Raw genomic sequence first — 17,047 nt, 5'->3', positions numbered from 1 at the left:
TGCTGGCTTTTTTTACAAAAAACCAGGTCAGGGCATATGGTATCCTAAAAAAGATCTTATTTCCTTTTTCAGGTGACGCCATGAACTATATAGAACAAATAACATACGCCCTTTCTTTTATCGAAAAGCAGTTAACGGAAAAAGTCACACTCGACGAAGTGGCATCAGCCGCCGGATATTCCAAGTACCATTTTCAACGTTTGTTTTTCCACGTGACAGGAGAAACTGTCGGCCAGTACATTTCGAAGAGACGCTTGACCGAGGCTGCCAAAGCGCTGTCGCTCGAACAAAAGAGTGTGACAGAAGTCGCCTTTACATATGGCTTTGATTCCCACGAAGCCTTTACTCGCGCCTTTACCAAACGCTTTGGTCTGCCTCCTTCTGCACTTCGCCGCTCTGGAAAAATGCCGCGATACATGATGTTGGAGCGAATGGAGTTACCGTACTTGGAAAATATTCAGCGGCAGTCCATTGAGCCTATCTATGTCCCTGCCCACGAAGCACTTCATCTCGCAGGCTACTCCCAGGTTACTTGTTCGTTACACAATTTTTTCCATTGCTGGAACGAGTTAGGGCAGAAAATTGGCGTGCAGCAAAGTCAAAAGCGTTATGGTGTCTTACGCTACCCCGATGCTTTTGGGCTGGAGCTGAGCTTTTCTTATTTTGCTAGCATGCAAGCTCCGGAGCATGATGGCACAGATGGGCTGGAATCACTCACACTGCCTGCATCTAGTTATCTTGTGTTCCCTCACAAAGGACCAGTGCAAAATATCAAGCTGACGTATCAATACATTTACGGAAGCTGGATGACACACGCATCCGACCAGTTTTCTGCCCGATACGATTTTGAATACTACGATCACCGCTTTCTCGGAATTGACCATCCTGATTCGCTTTGCTTCATTTATATACCCGTTCTAGCCAGAGAATAGTCGGTAACGATTCGCATTTTCGATCAAGTTTTCCTCGTTCTCCTATCGTACGCTGGACGTGTGAAAAGGAGTGAATCGCATGAAAGAACTGACCGATTTGACAGCAACAAAGATGGGCACTTGGATTCGCGAGCGGAAAATAAGCGCCGAGGAAGCTACTCGGCATACCTTTAAACGAATCAACTTCCTCAATGGCAAAGTGAACGCCATCGTCGCTTCTGACGAAAAATCTGCGATCGAAGCAGCCAAACAAGCAGACAAAGAAATAGGGGAAGGCATCTATCGCGGGCCTCTTCACGGGGTACCCATCACAATCAAAGACTCTTTTGCTACAGCAGGACTCACCACTACTACTGGTTTCACACCTCTCAAAGGCTACATTCCGCAACACGACGCGGCAATTGTTAGCAGACTGAAGCAGGCAGGAGCCATCATACTGGGTAAAACGAATGTCCCTCCTCTTCTGATGGACATGCAAACAGACAATGATATTTACGGTCGAACGAATAATCCATGGAATCTGGAGAGAACAACAGGCGGAAGCAGCGGAGGATCGGCAGCCGCAGTTGCTGCCGGGCTTTCCTATTTGGATATTGGCAGTGACATTGGCGGTTCGTTGCGTGTTCCGGCTCATTTCTGTGGCGTACTTAGCTTGAAGCCGACAGAAGGAGCCGTTCCAGCAAGAGGGCACATGCCCGGCTTTGAAGGAATGTCTGATTATACCTCGTCTCGCCACCTGGCCTGCTATGGGCCTGTTGCCCGTTCAATTGAAGACTTGGAAGTGGCGTTTTCCATCATTAGTGGTGATAACGGTAACGCTGGCTTGCCTCATGGCCCACAAGTATTGCCCCCTCCTCTTCATGATCAGCCCCTGCACATTCGCTGGATGGAGGAGTTGCCCGGCTACCCGACGAGTAGAGCCATTCGCAATCAGTTGCGTCGCTTTGTCAAAGAGCTAGAGCAACAAGGCATGCGCGTAGAACAAGTGACGGCACCACCTTTGGATGTACGCAAAACTTGGGAAACATGGGGAAAAATCATCGACGCGGAGTTAAACTCTACGACGCCTCCCCTGATGAGAGGATTGGCACATCTCCTGACCATGCCGATTTATCGCCAAATTCCCTCGGCTACCATGCTCATCCCGCTGACGTTCAAAAACTACATGCGTGTCTTAACTATCCGGGAGCAGCTCATTCGCAGCTTCGAGCAATTTATGGCAGACTGTGACTTGTTTTTGTGTCCGGTTAGCTGCACGACAGCTTTTCCACATTTGGAAAAATCGAAAATGTGGGGCTACAAGCCGCTTTACACCAAACCGCTGTACGTAGACGAGAACCCGCAAAACTACTGGGCCGCTACGACTTTTTATACGAGTCTGTTTAATGTCACCGGAAGTCCTGTCGTGACATTGCCGATTGGTTTTGATGAGCAAGGGCTCCCCATTGGCATACAGTGTGTGGGCAAGCGCTGGCGTGATAGGGAATTGCTTCAGGGAGCGTCGAAACTATATGCGACCTGCCCAGAGTGGCGGGCACCTGAAATTTCTATGGAGCCGCATTGAGAATAAAATATTCCAGTCCAACTTGCATAAAGCCCCTTTCCTATGAAGAAAACTACCAGTACGAACCCCATTTCTGGTAATGAGGAGGGGCTTTATGCTTCCATTATTGAAAAAGCGCCTGACACTGATTGTTTCTATGCTCTGCATGACGCTTCACCTGTCCGGCCTGTCCTTTGCAAAAGAAACAACAAATGCTCCATCTGTTCAACAGTCACCTCTCCTCCAATCGAAGTCGTTTCTTCAATCGCAGGAGCGGCTTGCCTATTCGCTCGGCATTCAAGCATACATCTACGGCTATCCATTAGTGATGTCCGCCAAAACGATGGAAGCCATGGTCAAAAATCGGGCGCCAATCAACCAGTTTTACTATGCGGACACACTCGCTTCCCCAGCTTATCGGGATATTGTGACGCCGAACTCCGATACATTGTATATGAGCGCATGGCTGGATTTGTCAGAGACGCCCGTCCGCTTGTCTGTCCCCGCCAATCCGCAAAACCGCTACTATACCGTGCAAATGCTGGATGCCTACACGAATACGTTTCGCAATATCTCCAATCGTTCCACCAAACAGCAGGCTGGGCCATATATCATTGCAAGCCCCCAATGGAAAGGGCCTACCCCTGCCCATATCCCTGTGATCTACGCCCCTACGAATACCGTCTGGCTCATTTGCCGTGTCGAGGTAAAGGGTGAAGCTGATTTACCACAGGCTATCTCGTTTGAAAAACAAATCGCGATTGCCCCTGTCCACCCAAAATTGCAAACGGCACATGCTCCCGAAACGCTTCCCCCTGATGTGTTGTCATCCCTATCCTTTTTCCAAGTCATGACGAAGTGGATCCAGAGCAATCCTCCGCCCGAATGTGATCGCGTCTTGCTCGAACAATTCGCTCAAGCCGGGATCGATGTCCAAAAAGGCTTTGAACCTTCCGCGCTCGGTCCAGCTAAACTTGCGGGTCTACAGCGTGCCTTACAGGATGCCCCATCCATCGTGCAAAACGGCTTTCTCGGCTACGCCACCTTCCGTAATGGATGGGGCTCCTTTTCCCCCATCGGCGCATATGGAAACCAGTTTCTCGCCCGTTCCTTTATCGCCTATTCCGGTATTGGGGCCAATGTACATAGCGAGGAAGCCTATTATCGTGCATTGACAGATGGATCAGGAAAACCACTTACAGGAGTCAAAAGCTATAGGCTGCATTTTACAAAGGAACAGCTTCCCCAGACGTCTGCTTTCTGGTCGATCAACGTCTATGACAACCAGTTGTTTTTAGCCAAAACAGCGGCTGATCGCGCATCAGTTCGCAGCAATACAGGAACGCTTGCGTACAATCCGGATGGCTCCCTCGATCTGTCTTTGCAACAGCAACCGCCCAAAGGTAAGGAGGGCAACTGGCTCCCGCTCCCAGAAGGCGCGTTCAATCTCGTTTTGCGTGTATTCGCACCAGAGCCTGCGACGCTGGACAAACAGCACGCTTGGCCCGCTGTCATGGAAAGCAACCCAATACCGTAACACAACGAAAAAGGCACCGCCCCATCGAGAGCGGTGCCTTCTGTATTGAATCTGTTACTTCTTCAAATCTTCAATGGAGTTGATCTCCATATAGGTTGGAACAGCCAATCCCAGCTTGGTTCCTTGCAGGTTTGGACCGAGATCCTCTACGTCTTTCCCCAGCTTTTCCATGTAGTCTGCGTGCGTCGTTGGCAGCCATGCTGCTACCATTCCATCCACATCGCCGTTGGATACACCGACCCACATTGGGCCAGCTTCTACTTGGCTAAGCTCCACCTTGTATTTCAGCTTTTGCTCCAGAACCGTCTTCACCACATTCGTGCTGGCGATCTCAGAATCCCACGCGACGTAGGCAAGCGTCAATTTCTTGCCTTCTGCTGGCTGAATGCCTTCTACCCACTTGTTGACGGTAGCCTCATTGTTTTTTACCCATTCGGCTGCTGCCTCTTCCGGCTTTTTGCCGCTCTCGATATCGAGCATCACTTTTTCCATGTCCGCAGGTGTCCACGAAAACTTGTCGAGGAACGCATACGCACTTGGGTGCTCGTCCTTCAGTCCTTTACGCACGATGGTATGAATCTGTTCATCCTTCCCGAAGACGCCTTTCGGGTCGTCGAGGTATTTCATCTCAAACTTGGAGAACATCCAGTGAGGCGTCCAGCCAGTCACGATAATCGGTTTTTTGTCTTTGTAGGCTTGTGTCAGAGCTGCCGTCATCGCCGCACTGGAGCCCTCCACCAATTCCCAATCTTTCAGATCGTAGTCTTTCATGGCTTTTTCGGTCGCTTTCATCAGACCAGCGCCAGGATCGATTCCGATAATTTTATGATCCACTTGAGCTCCAACGCTATTCGGTGCAGACGTACCCGTATTGCCCTCGGCAGGCTGATTTCCCTGCGGTGTTCCCGCGTTTGAACATCCTGCCATTACCATACTGAGTCCGAGTGCGACTGCCATCCCTTTCAAGATGCCTTTTTTCATTTTCATGAAAACCCCTCCTACGCGTTTTTTCTCTTTCCCACACTTTGCGTGAGACGATCCAGCAGAATCGCCAAAATAACGATGGCCAGACCCGCCTCAAAACCTTCACCAATCTTGATCTGTGTTACGGCACGATACACGTCCGCCCCCAAGCCTTTCGCCCCAATCATGGAGGCAATCACGACCATGGACAGCGCGAGCATAATGCTCTGGTTAATCCCGGCCATCATTGTCGTCTTGGCAATCGGCAGCTGTACCTTCGTCAGCTTTTGCCAATAGGTTGAACCGAATGCCTCAGAAGCTTCGATCAGATCGGCAGGAACTTGACGAATTCCGAGGTTGGTCAGACGGATCGTCGGTGGCATCGCAAAAATGACAGAAGCGATAACCCCCGGTACTTTACCGAGCCCGAAGAAAAAGATGGCAGGAATCAAGTACACAAACGCCGGCATCGTCTGCATGAAATCAAGCAGCGGTGTGACGACCTTCTGCACGGAATCATTCTTCGCGCACCAGATACCGACGGGAATCCCGATAATCACCGAGATCAACCCTGCCGTCAATACCAGCGCAAGTGTTTCCATCGAGTGCTCCCAATAACCCAGATTCTGAATCAGAAGAAGTCCAATGAAGGTAAAAAGAGCCATTGCCACTTTGCCAGCGCGATACGCCAGCAGCGTAAACAAAATGATCAGGGCCCAAAACGGGATTCCTGTTAGAATCCACGAAAACAAGTCCACGGTTCCACCGATTCCAGCTGATATGAAGTCGAACAAGAAGCCCAAATGCTCTTCCAGTCCATCTACAATCGTTTCTATCCAACTGTCGAGCGGCAGCTTCTGAAAAAGTTGGTTTTGACTCATGATGGATTCACCTGCCCCTCTTCAATCGTTGGCTCTGGAACTTGTTGATTTACTTTTCCCGCCAATCCACCTAAGACGGCTCCTTTTACAATCACGCCCAATAGACGATTTTGTTCCCCGGTAACCGCCACAGGAATATCTGAAAACGCAACAAGGTCAAACATCTCATTGAGAAGTGTCTGCGGTCCGACAGTCGGTACCTCTGTTCGCAGCACGGATTCCAGCGACTGTCCTGCTTCCTTCGCTCCGTTTACCGCGTCTGCCGTCAGCACACCCAGCAATGTTTTTCGTTTATCCACTACGTACAGACTTGATACACCGCGCTCACGCATCATTTGGAGTGCGACGCGAGGTCCTCTGTCCAATGTGATCGTCTCTGCTCGCTTCATGACTTTTTCAGCGGACAACACCTTGGAACGATCCACATCCTCTACGAAGCGTTCTACGTATTCGTTTGCTGGATTGGTCATAATTTCTTCTGGCGAGCCGATCTGCACGATCGCACCGTCCTTCATCAGAGCGATTCGATCCCCGATCTTTAATGCTTCGTCAAGGTCATGCGTAATGAAAATAATGGTCTTCTGCATGGTGCTCTGCAGCTCCAACAGCTCATCCTGCATGTCCTTGCGAATCAACGGGTCCAAGGCACTGAACGCCTCATCCATCAACAGCACATCGGGTTCATTCGCGAGTGCACGGGCCAGGCCCACACGCTGCTGCATCCCGCCACTCAGCTGATCCGGGTAGCTTGCTTCCCACCCACCGAGCCCGACAAGTGCGAGTGACTTTTTCGCTTTTGCCTCACGCTCGGACTTTGGCATCCCTTGAATCTCCAGACCGTACTCCGCATTTTCAAGTACTGTCCTGTGAGGGAACAAGGCGAACTTTTGAAATACCATCCCCAGCTTCTTTCTTCTTACTTCCTGTAACTGCTCGGTGTTCATACTGACGATATCCGTACCGTCAATCAGGATCTTGCCTTCTGTAGGTTCAATCAACCGGTTCAATAATCGAACCAAGGTCGACTTCCCGCTTCCCGAAAGCCCCATGATGACGAAAATTTCGCCTGCATGCACCTCAAAACTCGCTTGATTCACCCCAAGGGTAAGACCCGTTTCCTTCAAGATTTCTTGCTTGGTCTTCCCCTGCTTCACCTGGGACAATGCGCGTTGGGGTTGGCGTCCAAAGATTTTGGTCAAATTCTCTACTTTGATCTTGGGCATATGGTCACCTCCAACTATTACGCCCGGCATCCGGACTGTTCTTTACCCTTACAATTGTAACCAGCCAATTTTTTTACCTCAAACTGGATGAGGCAGGATAATCGGGCATTTTCAGCGTTCAGAAAAAACTTTACGTACTTTACTTCCTGTATTCTCAGTTTATCACGTATATACTGTACAATATCTCCATTTACTTTTTGCTTTTGGAGACGTACAATTCTAGTCAGGTTACTATGACTAGAGGAGCTGCTTTTTTCAAAATGGATACCAATCAAGAAAAAATCCTCGAAAAAGCTCAGGAACGCGTGATTGAAACGCTCGCTCGCAACATGGATCTATATGGAATTACCATGTCAACGGGACTGCTGTATGGCACATTGCTCTTTCAGGACAAGTCAATGACACTCGATGAAATGGGCGAAGCACTGGGCATGAGCAAAACCAGCATGAGTACTGGCGTCCGCACATTGATGGACTTAAATATGGTAGAAAAGATATGGAAAAAAGGGACACGGAAGGATCATTACGAGGTCAATCTGGATTGGTACCAGAACTTCATTGACCTCTTTTCCGTGAAGTGGCGTCACGCCTGTGAACATAATGCACACGCCTTGAAAAAGTCGCTCCTTGAGCTTCGCGCGCTCCAGCAATCCGAAGAGCTTTCCGAAGAAATCAGCGAGCGTGTGGACCTCAGTATCAAGCGTATTGAAAATGGGTTGGAGTATTATCTGTGGCTGTCCCGTTTGATCGACTCCTTCGAATCGCATGATATCTTTGCGTTTGTACCGAAAAAGGAAAATGAATCATAAGATTTCGCAATCGAAAAAGACTCGTTCCTTACAATAGGAATGAGTCTTTTTTGTGGTACAATTATCCAGAGCGAATTCACGCTCTTCTATGATGAAAGGAGTGATCAGTTATGAAAAAGGACAGGAATCAACGTTCTTATAAAGCTGTGCGTGTACCAAACAACCAAAAAGGGGAACACCAACACTAACCCCCTTTCACCTAGGAGGAAATGGATTGATTCGACAAACAGCTCTACTGATTATTGATGCGCAAGTAGGTATTATCGAAGGGCAATTTGGCCCTGTTTTTCAGTCGTCTGCACTTGTCCAAACATTGAAAAAAGTAAGAGAAGATGCCTATAGCAAGGATATTCCTGTGCTGTACGTTCAGGATGATGATGTCGGAGAAGTCGGTTCAGACGACAATGCCATCCATCCTGAGATCGCACCTCTGCCATCAGAAACGGTGATTCGAAAACTAGCGACAGACTCGTTTCACGGAACTGACCTGCACGAAAAGCTACAAGCGCTCGGAATTAACCACCTTGTCATCATGGGGTGCAAAACCGAGTTTTGTATCGACAGTGCCTGCCGCAAAGCGACGACACTCGGCTATGATGTAACGCTCGTCAAAGACGGACACTCTACGTCGGACAATGAAGTGCTGTCTGCGGAACAAATTATCGCCCATCACAATACATGCTTGCATGGATTAGGAAATATTGAGCCATTTATTTTGGTGCGGGAATCAACGGAGGATGTCTTCGCCCCTACCCATGATTCTTACCGCTAACGTTTTGCTGAACTTCTCGAAACCGTCTCCTTAGGCGGTTTCTTGTTTTGTCCTGGACTTGCTATTATAGAAGAAACGAATCTGCCTATCGAGGGAGAAACCATGTCGACTACTATCGCTATACCAAGATTGGGCGTTGGAGCTGTCATCCTAAACGACAAAAACGAGATTTTGCTGGTTTTACGAAATAGAGATCCAGAGAAGGATACGTGGAGCATTCCCGGGGGAAAAGTGGAGCATTCCCGGGGGAAAAGTGGACCCTTATGAAGAACTGGAGACGAGCGTCATCCGTGAAATCAAAGAAGAAGTCAATCTCGATGTCGAGGTAAAGTCCCTCTTGTGCACCGCAGAAACGATCCGCCCGGAAAATGGGGAGCATTGGGTTTCGGTCATTTACGAAGTCACGATCCTGAGTGGAGAAGCACGCAATTTAGAGGAAGGCGGGGCGCTTGGAGACATGCGCTGGTTTTCGCTCGATACACTTCCGTCGAATTTGGCTTGCTTCGCCTTACCAGCTATCGAGCATTTGCAGAACAGGAACTGATCATGAAAAAACGGACAGTTGCCCATGTGGCCTGTCCGTTTTTTCGTAAAGAAGATTACTCCCCTTTTTTGATGATCTCTTGCACTCTCCCCACCTGTCCATCCGTCAAACGAACCTTGATTCCATGTGGATGGGTGCTGGAGTTCGTCAGAATATCCTTGACGATCCCACGAGTGCGCTTGCCAGTGCGTTGGTCCTGTTTCAATACAATCTCGACTTCAAGACCCGCTGTGATGTCTTTTCGATTTTTTCCGTTCATTTTTCCCTCTCCTTTTTTCGTTCTATGTCCCACCTATGATATAATCTACAAACAAATCCATCTCACCGGAGGAATCCATGCTTACTTTTGAAGAAAAACTAGCGATTATTGAATCTTTTCCACAACTGACTCGGAATGACGTCTCCCTGAAACGGGTTAATTTTCATTATGAGGAAAGCCTGCATGACAAAAAGACAGTGGTCTATCATCTGCATCCGAACGGCAACGGTTTTGTGTTCGTCGGCTTTGTGAAGAGCTACCAAAAGCAAAAAGACGATAAGGGCTTCATCAACATCCGTGATTTCTCGGCGGAAGAACTGCGCACAGTTATAGAAGCGTCGATCCACTCTCTCTCCCAAAAACGTGAGGAAGCACCTAAAAACACCGCAGCAGCTGAACAACTCGAGCAGACATGGGTCGATAAACAAAACCGCACGCTCTTGTTGCAACAGGAAGACGCGCTGTGGAACGTATACCACGGGATGAACCTCGAAGCTTCCTTTGAATCATACGTGGAAGCGGAGCAGTATCTGATTGAAGAAGGATTTTCCCTGCAACAATAAGCCCCTCCTCCTCCCTGCTACATGTACCATACCAAATCGTAGACGTTTTGATCAAATGGGCGCAAGCGATCCGACTGCTTGCGCCATCCCAATACAGGGGGACGATACGACATGATCAAGTACAGAGATACACTTCTTACGAATATCCACAAACAGATCGAGACATGGTATGCCCAGAAGTCTCCCGTCTCTCATGAGGAATTATATCGCTTTCTTCATTCGTTGAAAGGGACATCCGGGACCATTGGCTTGACCGACTTGTCTGATCTGTCCAAGCTCCTTCTGGATCGAATGGAAGAGATGCCTGCCAAGGATTGGTCACTCGGTGAATGGCGCTTGTTTTTGCAAGAGTTGATCATCTTGTGTTACGAACAACGCCCGGAACAGGAAGTTTTTATCGAGAACCCCACTCTCCAACGGGAATCCCCTTGTGAGCAACAGCCTTTGGTCCTCATCCTGGATGATGACGTTACCCTACTTATGTATCTAAAGGAATATTTAGAAAAACGTAATTGGTCTGTCATCGCAACGGTCTATCCTCATAAGGCTCTCGACTATTTTCACGACATGAATCCTGACTGCTTCATTCTGGATTTGAACATCCCGGAAACAGGCGGCTTCCAAGTGATGCAGACGATTAGCGAAAGAATAAAGAAGCAATACGTGCCTACCACTATCATCAGCTTGGATTGCGAACGGGAGACCCGTCTGAATGCCTATCGTTTGGGCGCAGATGACGTCATGTGCAAACCGCTTGATATGGAAGAGTTGGTCGTACGCCTCGAACGCCAGCTTCGCCGGAAGCGCTGGATGAATAGCATCTTGTTTTTGGACGAGCTCACGGGTGTCAATAATCGTAATTCTTTTGTTGATACGTACCAACGGCTTCTTTCTGATGCCCAGCGAACCAACGCCCCCTTCTCACTGGCCTTTTTGGATATTGATTTTTTCAAAGGGGTCAATGATACATACGGTCATCTGATCGGGGACGAGGTGCTGACTCGTTTTGCTGCTTTCATCGGGCAGAGCGCCGAAAAACATGATGTCTTATTCCGGTACGGTGGAGAGGAATTTATCCTGTTGATGCCGCGTACCACTGTACAGACAGGAAAGATACGCCTGGAACAAATGCTCTCTGCTTTTTGTTCGCTTACGTTCGCTGCTCCTGAAGGAACGTTTTCTTTGAGCTTTTCCGGTGGAATCGTACAGGTAGATGATCCGCTTAAACCGCATACGTATTGGGTAGAAGCTGCGGACACTGCTTTGTATGCTGCAAAAAATGCGGGGCGGCGCCGGATTGAAACCGCTCAAATCACAGAGACACATGACTCCCCTAAGGTAAAACTGAAGGTCGCCATTATTGATGACGATCCGATGATTCGCGTGATGCTTGCCGATTCCATTCAAACCAGTTTTGACGGTTGGATGCACGTCGATATCCAGACTTACGAAGAAGGAGCAGCTTTTTTTGACTCCACCTGGCATCAGGGACAAGAGCCTTATCTCGTCATTTTAGACGGGATGATGCCACAGATGGATGGCCTCGAAGTTCTCCAGAAAATCCGGAATTTGCCGAATGCCAAGAAATATACGGTGATTATGCTAACAGGTCGTACGGAAGAGCAAGACATTGTCCGTGCCCTTCAGCTCGGTGCTGATGACTATATGACCAAGCCATTCCGTATACGTGAACTGGAGGCTCGCATCACTCGACTGGTTAAGCGAATGTTGTAAGGGGGTAGCAAGATGGCAACAATTATGCTGGCCGAAGACGAACCCGTGTTACGTATGTTGATTGGCGACACGCTCGAAGACGAGGGACACGAGCTCGATATCGCTTGCGATGGAGAGGAAGCCCTGCAAAAAATCGGTCAAAATGAGTACGACTTGATTATTTTAGATTATATGATGCCAAAGCTGACAGGCTTTGAAGTATTGCAGCAGCTCAAACAGATGGACGATAAAAAGGCAGTCAAGGTCCTGATCCTCTCGGCAAAAAGTCAGCATACCGAACAGGAGAAAATGCGAGCAGCTGGTGCTGATGACTTCATGCCAAAGCCCTTTAGCCCAATGGATCTTGTCCGGAAAGTGGAGGAAATGCTCGCATGACCGGGTTCTGGGCGATTTTCAGAAAAAGCATCACTCGTCGCTTCATGGCGATGATGCTTCTCTTTCTATCACTGTTGATTGCGGGCGCTGGCATCGTTCAATATTTGAATAACAGCGCATTTACCGAATACCAGGCAGCGATACACACTACCAAGCAAAAACAAGATTTGGTCGCAGAGATCGCTGAGCACACGAACCAGATCTTTTTTCGCGCAAGGGGTTATTACGCTTTTTTGAGCCCATACGAGTACAATGAGCTATTTCTTGAGAAAAAGAAGTTGGAACAAGCGCTAGAAGCATTCAAAAAGCTGCCGCTCAATCAGGAGGAACAAACGCTAGTCGCTTCGGTCGAGTCATTCTTCACGAACTTTTTCGCCAATGTGTTTCCTACTTTTTCAAGTTATGCAAAGAACGGAGACTATGAATCTCTGCGAAAAGTTTCGTCCAGTGGCGTGAATCAGGAAGTGAACAACCTGCTTAAATACGCCGTGCGGTATCAGGAAGAACACGATCAGCTTTTGTATATGAAAAACCAAATACTGTTCCAAGAGCTGTCACAGCAAAGCACCTGGTTTATCGTGTATGCGCTGATGGTGCTAGTGATCATGGTGGTAGTCACCATTCAAACCACACGGGATATCGGCAGACCGTTGGTTCGTCTATCCGAAGATGCTGAGCAGTTTGCCAATGGCGGTACACCTCCTTTGCAGGATTTGAACAGGATTGACGAAATCGGCAAGCTCTCCCGCTCCCTCAACTATTTGATCAGGCAAATTCAAGCCAAAGAAGAAGTTCTCATGGCGCAAAACGAAGAGCTACAAGCCCAGCAGGATGAGCTGATGATGCAGCAAGAAGAGCTGCAAGAAGCCTTGGGAAAGATGGAGGAAAATGAGCGGTATTTGGAAAAGAAAAACCGTTTCATCCTCTCTTTGTCGAATACGTTGGATAAAGCTGAGCTGTTGTCCAGTATCATTCGCAATATAACTGAGGTCATGGATGCCGATAAGGGTGTCATCGTCATGCTGAACACTGACAGGGATGCTGCTAGCTTTGGCGTTTCCCAGGACGTGCTGGAGAAACTGCGAAAAGGATTGGACGACGGTCCACTCGTGCGAATCAAGGAAACGAACCTGCCCTATGTCTTGATCCGTGAAAGTACAGATGCTGAGCGCGGCTACACGGAGGAAATCTCTCGCACTTCCGAGCTCTACCTTCCTGTATTGGATGCACATCAAACCCTTGTGGCATGTATCATCCTCTCCCGAATCGATCGCAAATTCACGGATCAGGAGCTACAAGTCATCATCGGACTCGCCAAACAGATCTCCTTGGCGCTCGACAAGCTCGCGTTGTTTGAGGAGACAGAGCGACAGCGTAAAATGACACAGGATATGCTCGACTCTGTTCAAGAAGGCATTCAGCTTATTGATCTAAGTGGGGAAACACTTCAGGTGAACTGGAATTTTTGCGAGCTCTTGTGTTACGACCATCAGCTCGCTTCGCAAGGATTTGACTTGGAACAGTTCCTTTCCCATCTACAGAGTAGAACCTCAGAGCCTGATCGGCTGATTCAGTATGTCAGAGCTGTCGTTCTAGACGAAGGTGCCATTCCTTCAGGCAGTATTGTGTTTCAGACGACCGGACCGCAAGTACGCTATATTCAGCTCTATGCAGAGCCACTGTACCGAAACCAAGAGAAATGGAGTACCTTGCTCGTTTACCGTGACTTCACCAAGGAATACGAGATCGACCAAATGAAATCAGAATTCGTCAGTACGGTCAGCCATGAGCTGCGTACCCCTCTTGCCAGTGTGCTTGGCTTTGCGGAGCTGCTGTTAACGAAAGAGCTCAAGCCCGAACGTCAACAGCGGTACATAGCGACCATTTATCAAGAAGCGACTCGTCTGACTGCGCTCATCAACGATTTTCTAGATTTGCAACGCATGGAATCCGGCAGACAAACGTACGAGCTAGAGAACGTTGCGATTGATCAAGTGATTCGGGATATTTTCGGACTTTATCGAGTCCAGTCCCCTCTCCATCGATTCGAACTCGATGTGCAAGCGGGGCAAACTGTTGTCTATGGGGACCAGGCCAAGCTGCGTCAAGTATTTGTGAATCTGATCAGTAATGCCGTCAAATACTCCCCGCATGGTGGTCATATCCGGGTGGGGTGTCGACAAGATGGGAATCGCTTACTCGTGGAGGTCCAGGATGAAGGGCTAGGGATTCCTTCCGAAGCCATCCCTCACCTGTTTACCAAATTTTATCGCGTAGATAACTCGGATCGCCGTGAGATCGGTGGTACAGGATTGGGGCTCGCCATTGTTCGGGAGATCGTCCAAATGCACCATGGAGAAGTTGCCGTTACGTCCGAATTGGGCAAGGGCAGTACATTTACGGTGACCCTTCCGCTGGCTGAGCACGCTTTGTCCTCGGGCGATCTTGTCAGGATAGAGGAGGCAGTCTCTCCAACCGGTCAATGCAATAGGAACGTTGTGATCGTCGAGGACGATTTGAACTTAACCGAACTATTGCGCGATGAGCTGACGAGCTCTGGATTCCGCGTCAATTCCTTCTCTACGGCGTCTGAGGCAGTAGCAGCAATCGAGCAGCTGCGGCCAGATGCTGTCGTGCTTGACCTTATCTTGAAGGACGGCGAGAGTGGTTGGAAGGTCATTGAGGAGATACGTAAAAACCCGGATTTACAAACGATTCCGATCGTGATCTCCAGTGCTTTTGAGGAACAGAAAAAGGCATTTGATCTGGGGGCAACCGGCTATTTGATCAAGCCTTATCATCCTGATACCTTGTCTAAAGCGATTTTGCAGGCCATCACGAATCAGGAAGCAACGGGACAGATCTACATTCCCGACGAACAGTAAAGATGACAATGGAAAAAAGAGGCTGCGGCGATGAAAGCGCGGCCTCTTTTTTCCCTTTTACCAAAGAAAATCTTGGTATATTCATGCGCTTTCCATCACACATTAATAGAGGTTACTTTGTGCACTTTTGCCCTGCAAAGGAGGAGTTCATGTGTATTTCTCAAAAAAAGCAGTCGTTCCAATCGAAGAAGAGGAAACAGATGTATGGACATGCAGTAATGAGGGCTGTACGTGCTGGATGAGAGATAACTTTTCCTTTGATAAGAGCCCGAGCTGCCCCTTTTGCCATGCCCATATGGTAAAAGATACTCGTATGCTGCCAGTCCTAACCAATCACAGCAACAAGCGGAACTCTTGAGTCGTTCTTTTCTTTTTTCTTGCGGGGATTCTTCCTCTTCTCTACAATAAGCTCATGACGTACGAATGTTAGAGGAGTATGCCCATGAACCGAAAAGAGATAGAAGATCAAGTGATTCAAGCCTACCAGCGCGACGAGGGCATGATGATTCTCGTTTTTGCCCAATGGTGTGTGAATCACGGTCTAGATGCACGCGAATTATACCGCCGCGCTTATCCCGCTCAAGGGGAAAATACGTTACTCGCTCAAATGCTGGACAATACCGTTCCAAAAGAAGAAGCAGAGGACATTCCTGATGCGACTCTCCTTGCTGTATTGTCGATGTTTGGCAATGACGATTTGGCGTTTGTGGTCAGTGAGACCATCGATGAAATGAACAAGAATCCGAAATAATGTATGAAAGCCATACTCGTGCGAAAGCTACGCGCGCGGGTGTGGCTTTCTTTCTTTTTATCTCTTCCAGAACTCCCCTCTCCTGTCCAAATACAAATCAAAGAAACCTTTATTATCATAAAGCCATTCGCAGTTTATTGTTTGAGCGACAACGTCAGCCGACAAACGATGAAATGGAGAATATCGAAATGTATACAGATTCAAAAATCCTGAAATCTCTGTTTTACATCCAGCTCTTCTCAAGTTTTCTCGTTGTAGTCGGTCATTTCACGGCTTCTGCACTTTCTTTTACTGATCCGTTTTGGATCGTGGCCCTCAATCAGATTAGTCGCTACGGCACTGTCCTGTTGACGATCGCCACAGGTTATTTGACTGCTTACTCATTTGAAGCCAAGAGCCCTACTGCTCGCGAGTTTTTTTCAGGGAAGCTTCTGTATATTTTTGTCCCTTATTTAGTATCTGGTGTCCTGTACCATTACTTGTTGAAAAAAGGGATGCCTCATACTGCCCAAGACTTTACGAACATTGTTTTAGGCAAAACGGGTGACCATCTGTACTTTGTGTTTATGATTTGCCAGTATTACGTTTTTGCCTATCTGTTTCGCCGTGTGATCACGAAGCGCAACATTTTGTATGTGATTTGGATGCTGCTCGGTATTCAGTACGTGTACATCAATTTTATTCATCAGGGCTGGTTCGGGCTCACCACGCGTCATATGCTCCCGAGCTGGATTTTTACCCTGTACATGGGGCACGTGTTGTATTGGTACCGTGAAATGATCCTTTCCTTCTTGCGAAACAACCGCTCCATCCTGATGCTGATGACGGGTGTTTCCACTGCGGCTGCGCTGTTTTTTGTTGTCTCAAACAAGCTGTATGTGGCTGTGCATTTGACTTTTGTCTTCGCCACGCTTCTGTCGTTTCTCGTGCTCATGGTCTTCTTTCTGGAACGCTTCGATCGTTTGCACATCAAGTTTCGAAAAGGGCTGACGTATTTCATTTTCTTGTTCCACTCTGCTTTTTTGATCATGTTCAAAGATTATCTGTTTGAGAAATACGGCGAGGTCGCTTGGCTGTTTGAAAACACGTGGTACTCGCTGCTGTACTTGCTCGTAATTATCGGGTGTAGTTGTCTGTTGGCGCTCATGCTGGTCTGGTTAGTAAACAAACTGGAGCGTGTCTCCAAAAACATGCGACAAACACACAGGCACCTTTACACTAGCAAATAAACAGTCGCTTTCTTTTTCACAAAAAAATGACCTATTCATGGTGCACG

At 48.2% G+C, this 17,047-nt stretch carries 16 protein-coding genes and 1 pseudogene; 13 read left to right on the top strand and 4 right to left on the bottom strand.

Annotated features, from left to right (window positions below; all coding sequences use genetic code 11):
• The first annotated feature begins 80 nt into the window (after nucleotides 1-80).
• The 3 genes from E8L90_RS27515 to E8L90_RS27505 all read left to right on the top strand — a co-directional run bounded on the left by E8L90_RS27515 (nucleotide 81) and on the right by E8L90_RS27505 (nucleotide 4,012).
• A complete protein-coding gene (locus E8L90_RS27515) occupies nucleotides 81-932 on the top strand; it encodes a helix-turn-helix domain-containing protein (protein WP_137032495.1) in 852 nt (283 codons plus the stop codon).
• Between the two features lie 79 nt (nucleotides 933-1,011).
• On the top strand, nucleotides 1,012-2,496 hold the full coding sequence (locus E8L90_RS27510) for an amidase (RefSeq protein ID WP_137032493.1): 1,485 nt from the start codon (nucleotides 1,012-1,014) through the stop codon (nucleotides 2,494-2,496).
• Between the two features lie 94 nt (nucleotides 2,497-2,590).
• Entirely contained in the window at nucleotides 2,591-4,012 is a 1,422-nt protein-coding gene (locus tag E8L90_RS27505; protein ID WP_137032492.1) for a DUF1254 domain-containing protein, read from the top strand.
• A gap of 54 nt (nucleotides 4,013-4,066) precedes the next feature.
• Here E8L90_RS27505 and E8L90_RS27500 read toward each other — a convergent pair whose 3' ends face one another.
• The 3 genes from E8L90_RS27500 to E8L90_RS27490 are packed head-to-tail and all read right to left on the bottom strand — an operon-like array spanning nucleotide 4,067 to nucleotide 7,079.
• Nucleotides 4,067-4,993, bottom strand: a complete 927-nt coding sequence (locus E8L90_RS27500; RefSeq protein ID WP_137033639.1) for a glycine betaine ABC transporter substrate-binding protein — start codon at nucleotides 4,991-4,993, stop codon at nucleotides 4,067-4,069.
• Between the two features lie 17 nt (nucleotides 4,994-5,010).
• A complete protein-coding gene (locus E8L90_RS27495; protein ID WP_137032490.1) occupies nucleotides 5,011-5,856 on the bottom strand; it encodes an ABC transporter permease in 846 nt (281 codons plus the stop codon).
• Complete coding sequence (locus E8L90_RS27490; protein WP_137032488.1) at nucleotides 5,853-7,079, bottom strand: quaternary amine ABC transporter ATP-binding protein; 1,227 nt, start codon at nucleotides 7,077-7,079, stop codon at nucleotides 5,853-5,855. The genes E8L90_RS27495 and E8L90_RS27490 overlap by 4 nt, the downstream gene beginning before the upstream one ends.
• Before the next feature lie 260 nt (nucleotides 7,080-7,339).
• On the opposite strand from E8L90_RS27490, the gene E8L90_RS27485 reads away from it, so the two are divergent.
• The 3 genes and pseudogenes from E8L90_RS27485 (at nucleotide 7,340) to E8L90_RS27475 (ending at nucleotide 9,204) form a co-directional block, all read left to right on the top strand.
• Nucleotides 7,340-7,888, top strand: coding sequence for a GbsR/MarR family transcriptional regulator (locus tag E8L90_RS27485; protein WP_137032486.1), 549 nt, complete (start codon nucleotides 7,340-7,342; stop codon nucleotides 7,886-7,888).
• A 214-nt stretch (nucleotides 7,889-8,102) separates the two neighbouring features.
• Nucleotides 8,103-8,660: a cysteine hydrolase family protein gene (locus tag E8L90_RS27480; RefSeq protein ID WP_137032484.1), complete on the top strand. Its 558-nt coding sequence runs from the start codon at nucleotides 8,103-8,105 to the stop codon at nucleotides 8,658-8,660.
• 102 nt (nucleotides 8,661-8,762) lie between these two features.
• Nucleotides 8,763-9,204, top strand: a pseudogene (locus E8L90_RS27475) (NUDIX domain-containing protein).
• Between the two features lie 55 nt (nucleotides 9,205-9,259).
• On the opposite strand, the gene E8L90_RS27470 reads toward E8L90_RS27475, so the two are convergent.
• Entirely contained in the window at nucleotides 9,260-9,463 is a 204-nt protein-coding gene (locus E8L90_RS27470; protein WP_137032482.1) for a YwbE family protein, read from the bottom strand.
• A 77-nt stretch (nucleotides 9,464-9,540) separates the two neighbouring features.
• On the opposite strand from E8L90_RS27470, the gene E8L90_RS27465 reads away from it, so the two are divergent.
• The 7 genes from E8L90_RS27465 (at nucleotide 9,541) to E8L90_RS27435 (ending at nucleotide 17,000) form a co-directional block, all read left to right on the top strand.
• Entirely contained in the window at nucleotides 9,541-10,026 is a 486-nt protein-coding gene (locus E8L90_RS27465) for a hypothetical protein (RefSeq protein WP_137032481.1), read from the top strand.
• A 111-nt stretch (nucleotides 10,027-10,137) separates the two neighbouring features.
• Nucleotides 10,138-11,760, top strand: a complete 1,623-nt coding sequence (locus E8L90_RS27460; RefSeq protein ID WP_137032479.1) for a GGDEF domain-containing response regulator — start codon at nucleotides 10,138-10,140, stop codon at nucleotides 11,758-11,760.
• Between the two features lie 12 nt (nucleotides 11,761-11,772).
• On the top strand, nucleotides 11,773-12,135 hold the full coding sequence (locus E8L90_RS27455) for a response regulator transcription factor (RefSeq protein ID WP_137032477.1): 363 nt from the start codon (nucleotides 11,773-11,775) through the stop codon (nucleotides 12,133-12,135).
• Nucleotides 12,132-15,020, top strand: a complete 2,889-nt coding sequence (locus tag E8L90_RS27450; RefSeq protein WP_137032475.1) for an ATP-binding protein — start codon at nucleotides 12,132-12,134, stop codon at nucleotides 15,018-15,020. Before E8L90_RS27455 ends, E8L90_RS27450 begins: the two co-directional genes overlap by 4 nt.
• Nucleotides 15,021-15,171: 151 nt before the next feature.
• Nucleotides 15,172-15,378: a cold-shock protein gene (locus E8L90_RS27445; RefSeq protein WP_137032474.1), complete on the top strand. Its 207-nt coding sequence runs from the start codon at nucleotides 15,172-15,174 to the stop codon at nucleotides 15,376-15,378.
• An 84-nt stretch (nucleotides 15,379-15,462) separates the two neighbouring features.
• On the top strand, nucleotides 15,463-15,771 hold the full coding sequence (locus E8L90_RS27440) for a hypothetical protein (RefSeq protein ID WP_137032472.1): 309 nt from the start codon (nucleotides 15,463-15,465) through the stop codon (nucleotides 15,769-15,771).
• A gap of 188 nt (nucleotides 15,772-15,959) precedes the next feature.
• A complete protein-coding gene (locus E8L90_RS27435; RefSeq protein ID WP_137033637.1) occupies nucleotides 15,960-17,000 on the top strand; it encodes an acyltransferase family protein in 1,041 nt (346 codons plus the stop codon).
• The last annotated feature ends 47 nt before the right edge of the window (nucleotides 17,001-17,047 follow it).

This window comes from Brevibacillus antibioticus (assembly GCF_005217615.1).
GTDB lineage: Bacteria > Bacillota > Bacilli > Brevibacillales > Brevibacillaceae > Brevibacillus > Brevibacillus antibioticus.
Note: the sequence above shows the minus strand (reverse complement) of the source record. Positions and strands in the feature narration are given on the sequence as shown.

Excerpts from the sequence above, each read along its gene's own strand:
- E8L90_RS27515 (WP_137032495.1), top strand. The coding sequence starts at position 81 with ATGAACTATATAGAACAAATAACATACGCCCTTTCTTTTATCGAAAAG.
- E8L90_RS27510 (WP_137032493.1), top strand. The coding sequence starts at position 1,012 with ATGAAAGAACTGACCGATTTGACAGCAACAAAGATGGGCACTTGGATT.
- E8L90_RS27505 (WP_137032492.1), top strand. The coding sequence starts at position 2,591 with ATGCTTCCATTATTGAAAAAGCGCCTGACACTGATTGTTTCTATGCTC.
- E8L90_RS27500 (WP_137033639.1), bottom strand. The coding sequence starts at position 4,993 with ATGAAAAAAGGCATCTTGAAAGGGATGGCAGTCGCACTCGGACTCAGT.
- E8L90_RS27495 (WP_137032490.1), bottom strand. The coding sequence starts at position 5,856 with ATGAGTCAAAACCAACTTTTTCAGAAGCTGCCGCTCGACAGTTGGATA.
- E8L90_RS27490 (WP_137032488.1), bottom strand. The coding sequence starts at position 7,079 with ATGCCCAAGATCAAAGTAGAGAATTTGACCAAAATCTTTGGACGCCAA.
- E8L90_RS27485 (WP_137032486.1), top strand. The coding sequence starts at position 7,340 with ATGGATACCAATCAAGAAAAAATCCTCGAAAAAGCTCAGGAACGCGTG.
- E8L90_RS27470 (WP_137032482.1), bottom strand. The coding sequence starts at position 9,463 with ATGAACGGAAAAAATCGAAAAGACATCACAGCGGGTCTTGAAGTCGAG.
- E8L90_RS27465 (WP_137032481.1), top strand. The coding sequence starts at position 9,541 with ATGCTTACTTTTGAAGAAAAACTAGCGATTATTGAATCTTTTCCACAA.
- E8L90_RS27460 (WP_137032479.1), top strand. The coding sequence starts at position 10,138 with ATGATCAAGTACAGAGATACACTTCTTACGAATATCCACAAACAGATC.
- E8L90_RS27455 (WP_137032477.1), top strand. The coding sequence starts at position 11,773 with ATGGCAACAATTATGCTGGCCGAAGACGAACCCGTGTTACGTATGTTG.
- E8L90_RS27450 (WP_137032475.1), top strand. The coding sequence starts at position 12,132 with ATGACCGGGTTCTGGGCGATTTTCAGAAAAAGCATCACTCGTCGCTTC.
- E8L90_RS27440 (WP_137032472.1), top strand. The coding sequence starts at position 15,463 with ATGAACCGAAAAGAGATAGAAGATCAAGTGATTCAAGCCTACCAGCGC.
- E8L90_RS27435 (WP_137033637.1), top strand. The coding sequence starts at position 15,960 with ATGTATACAGATTCAAAAATCCTGAAATCTCTGTTTTACATCCAGCTC.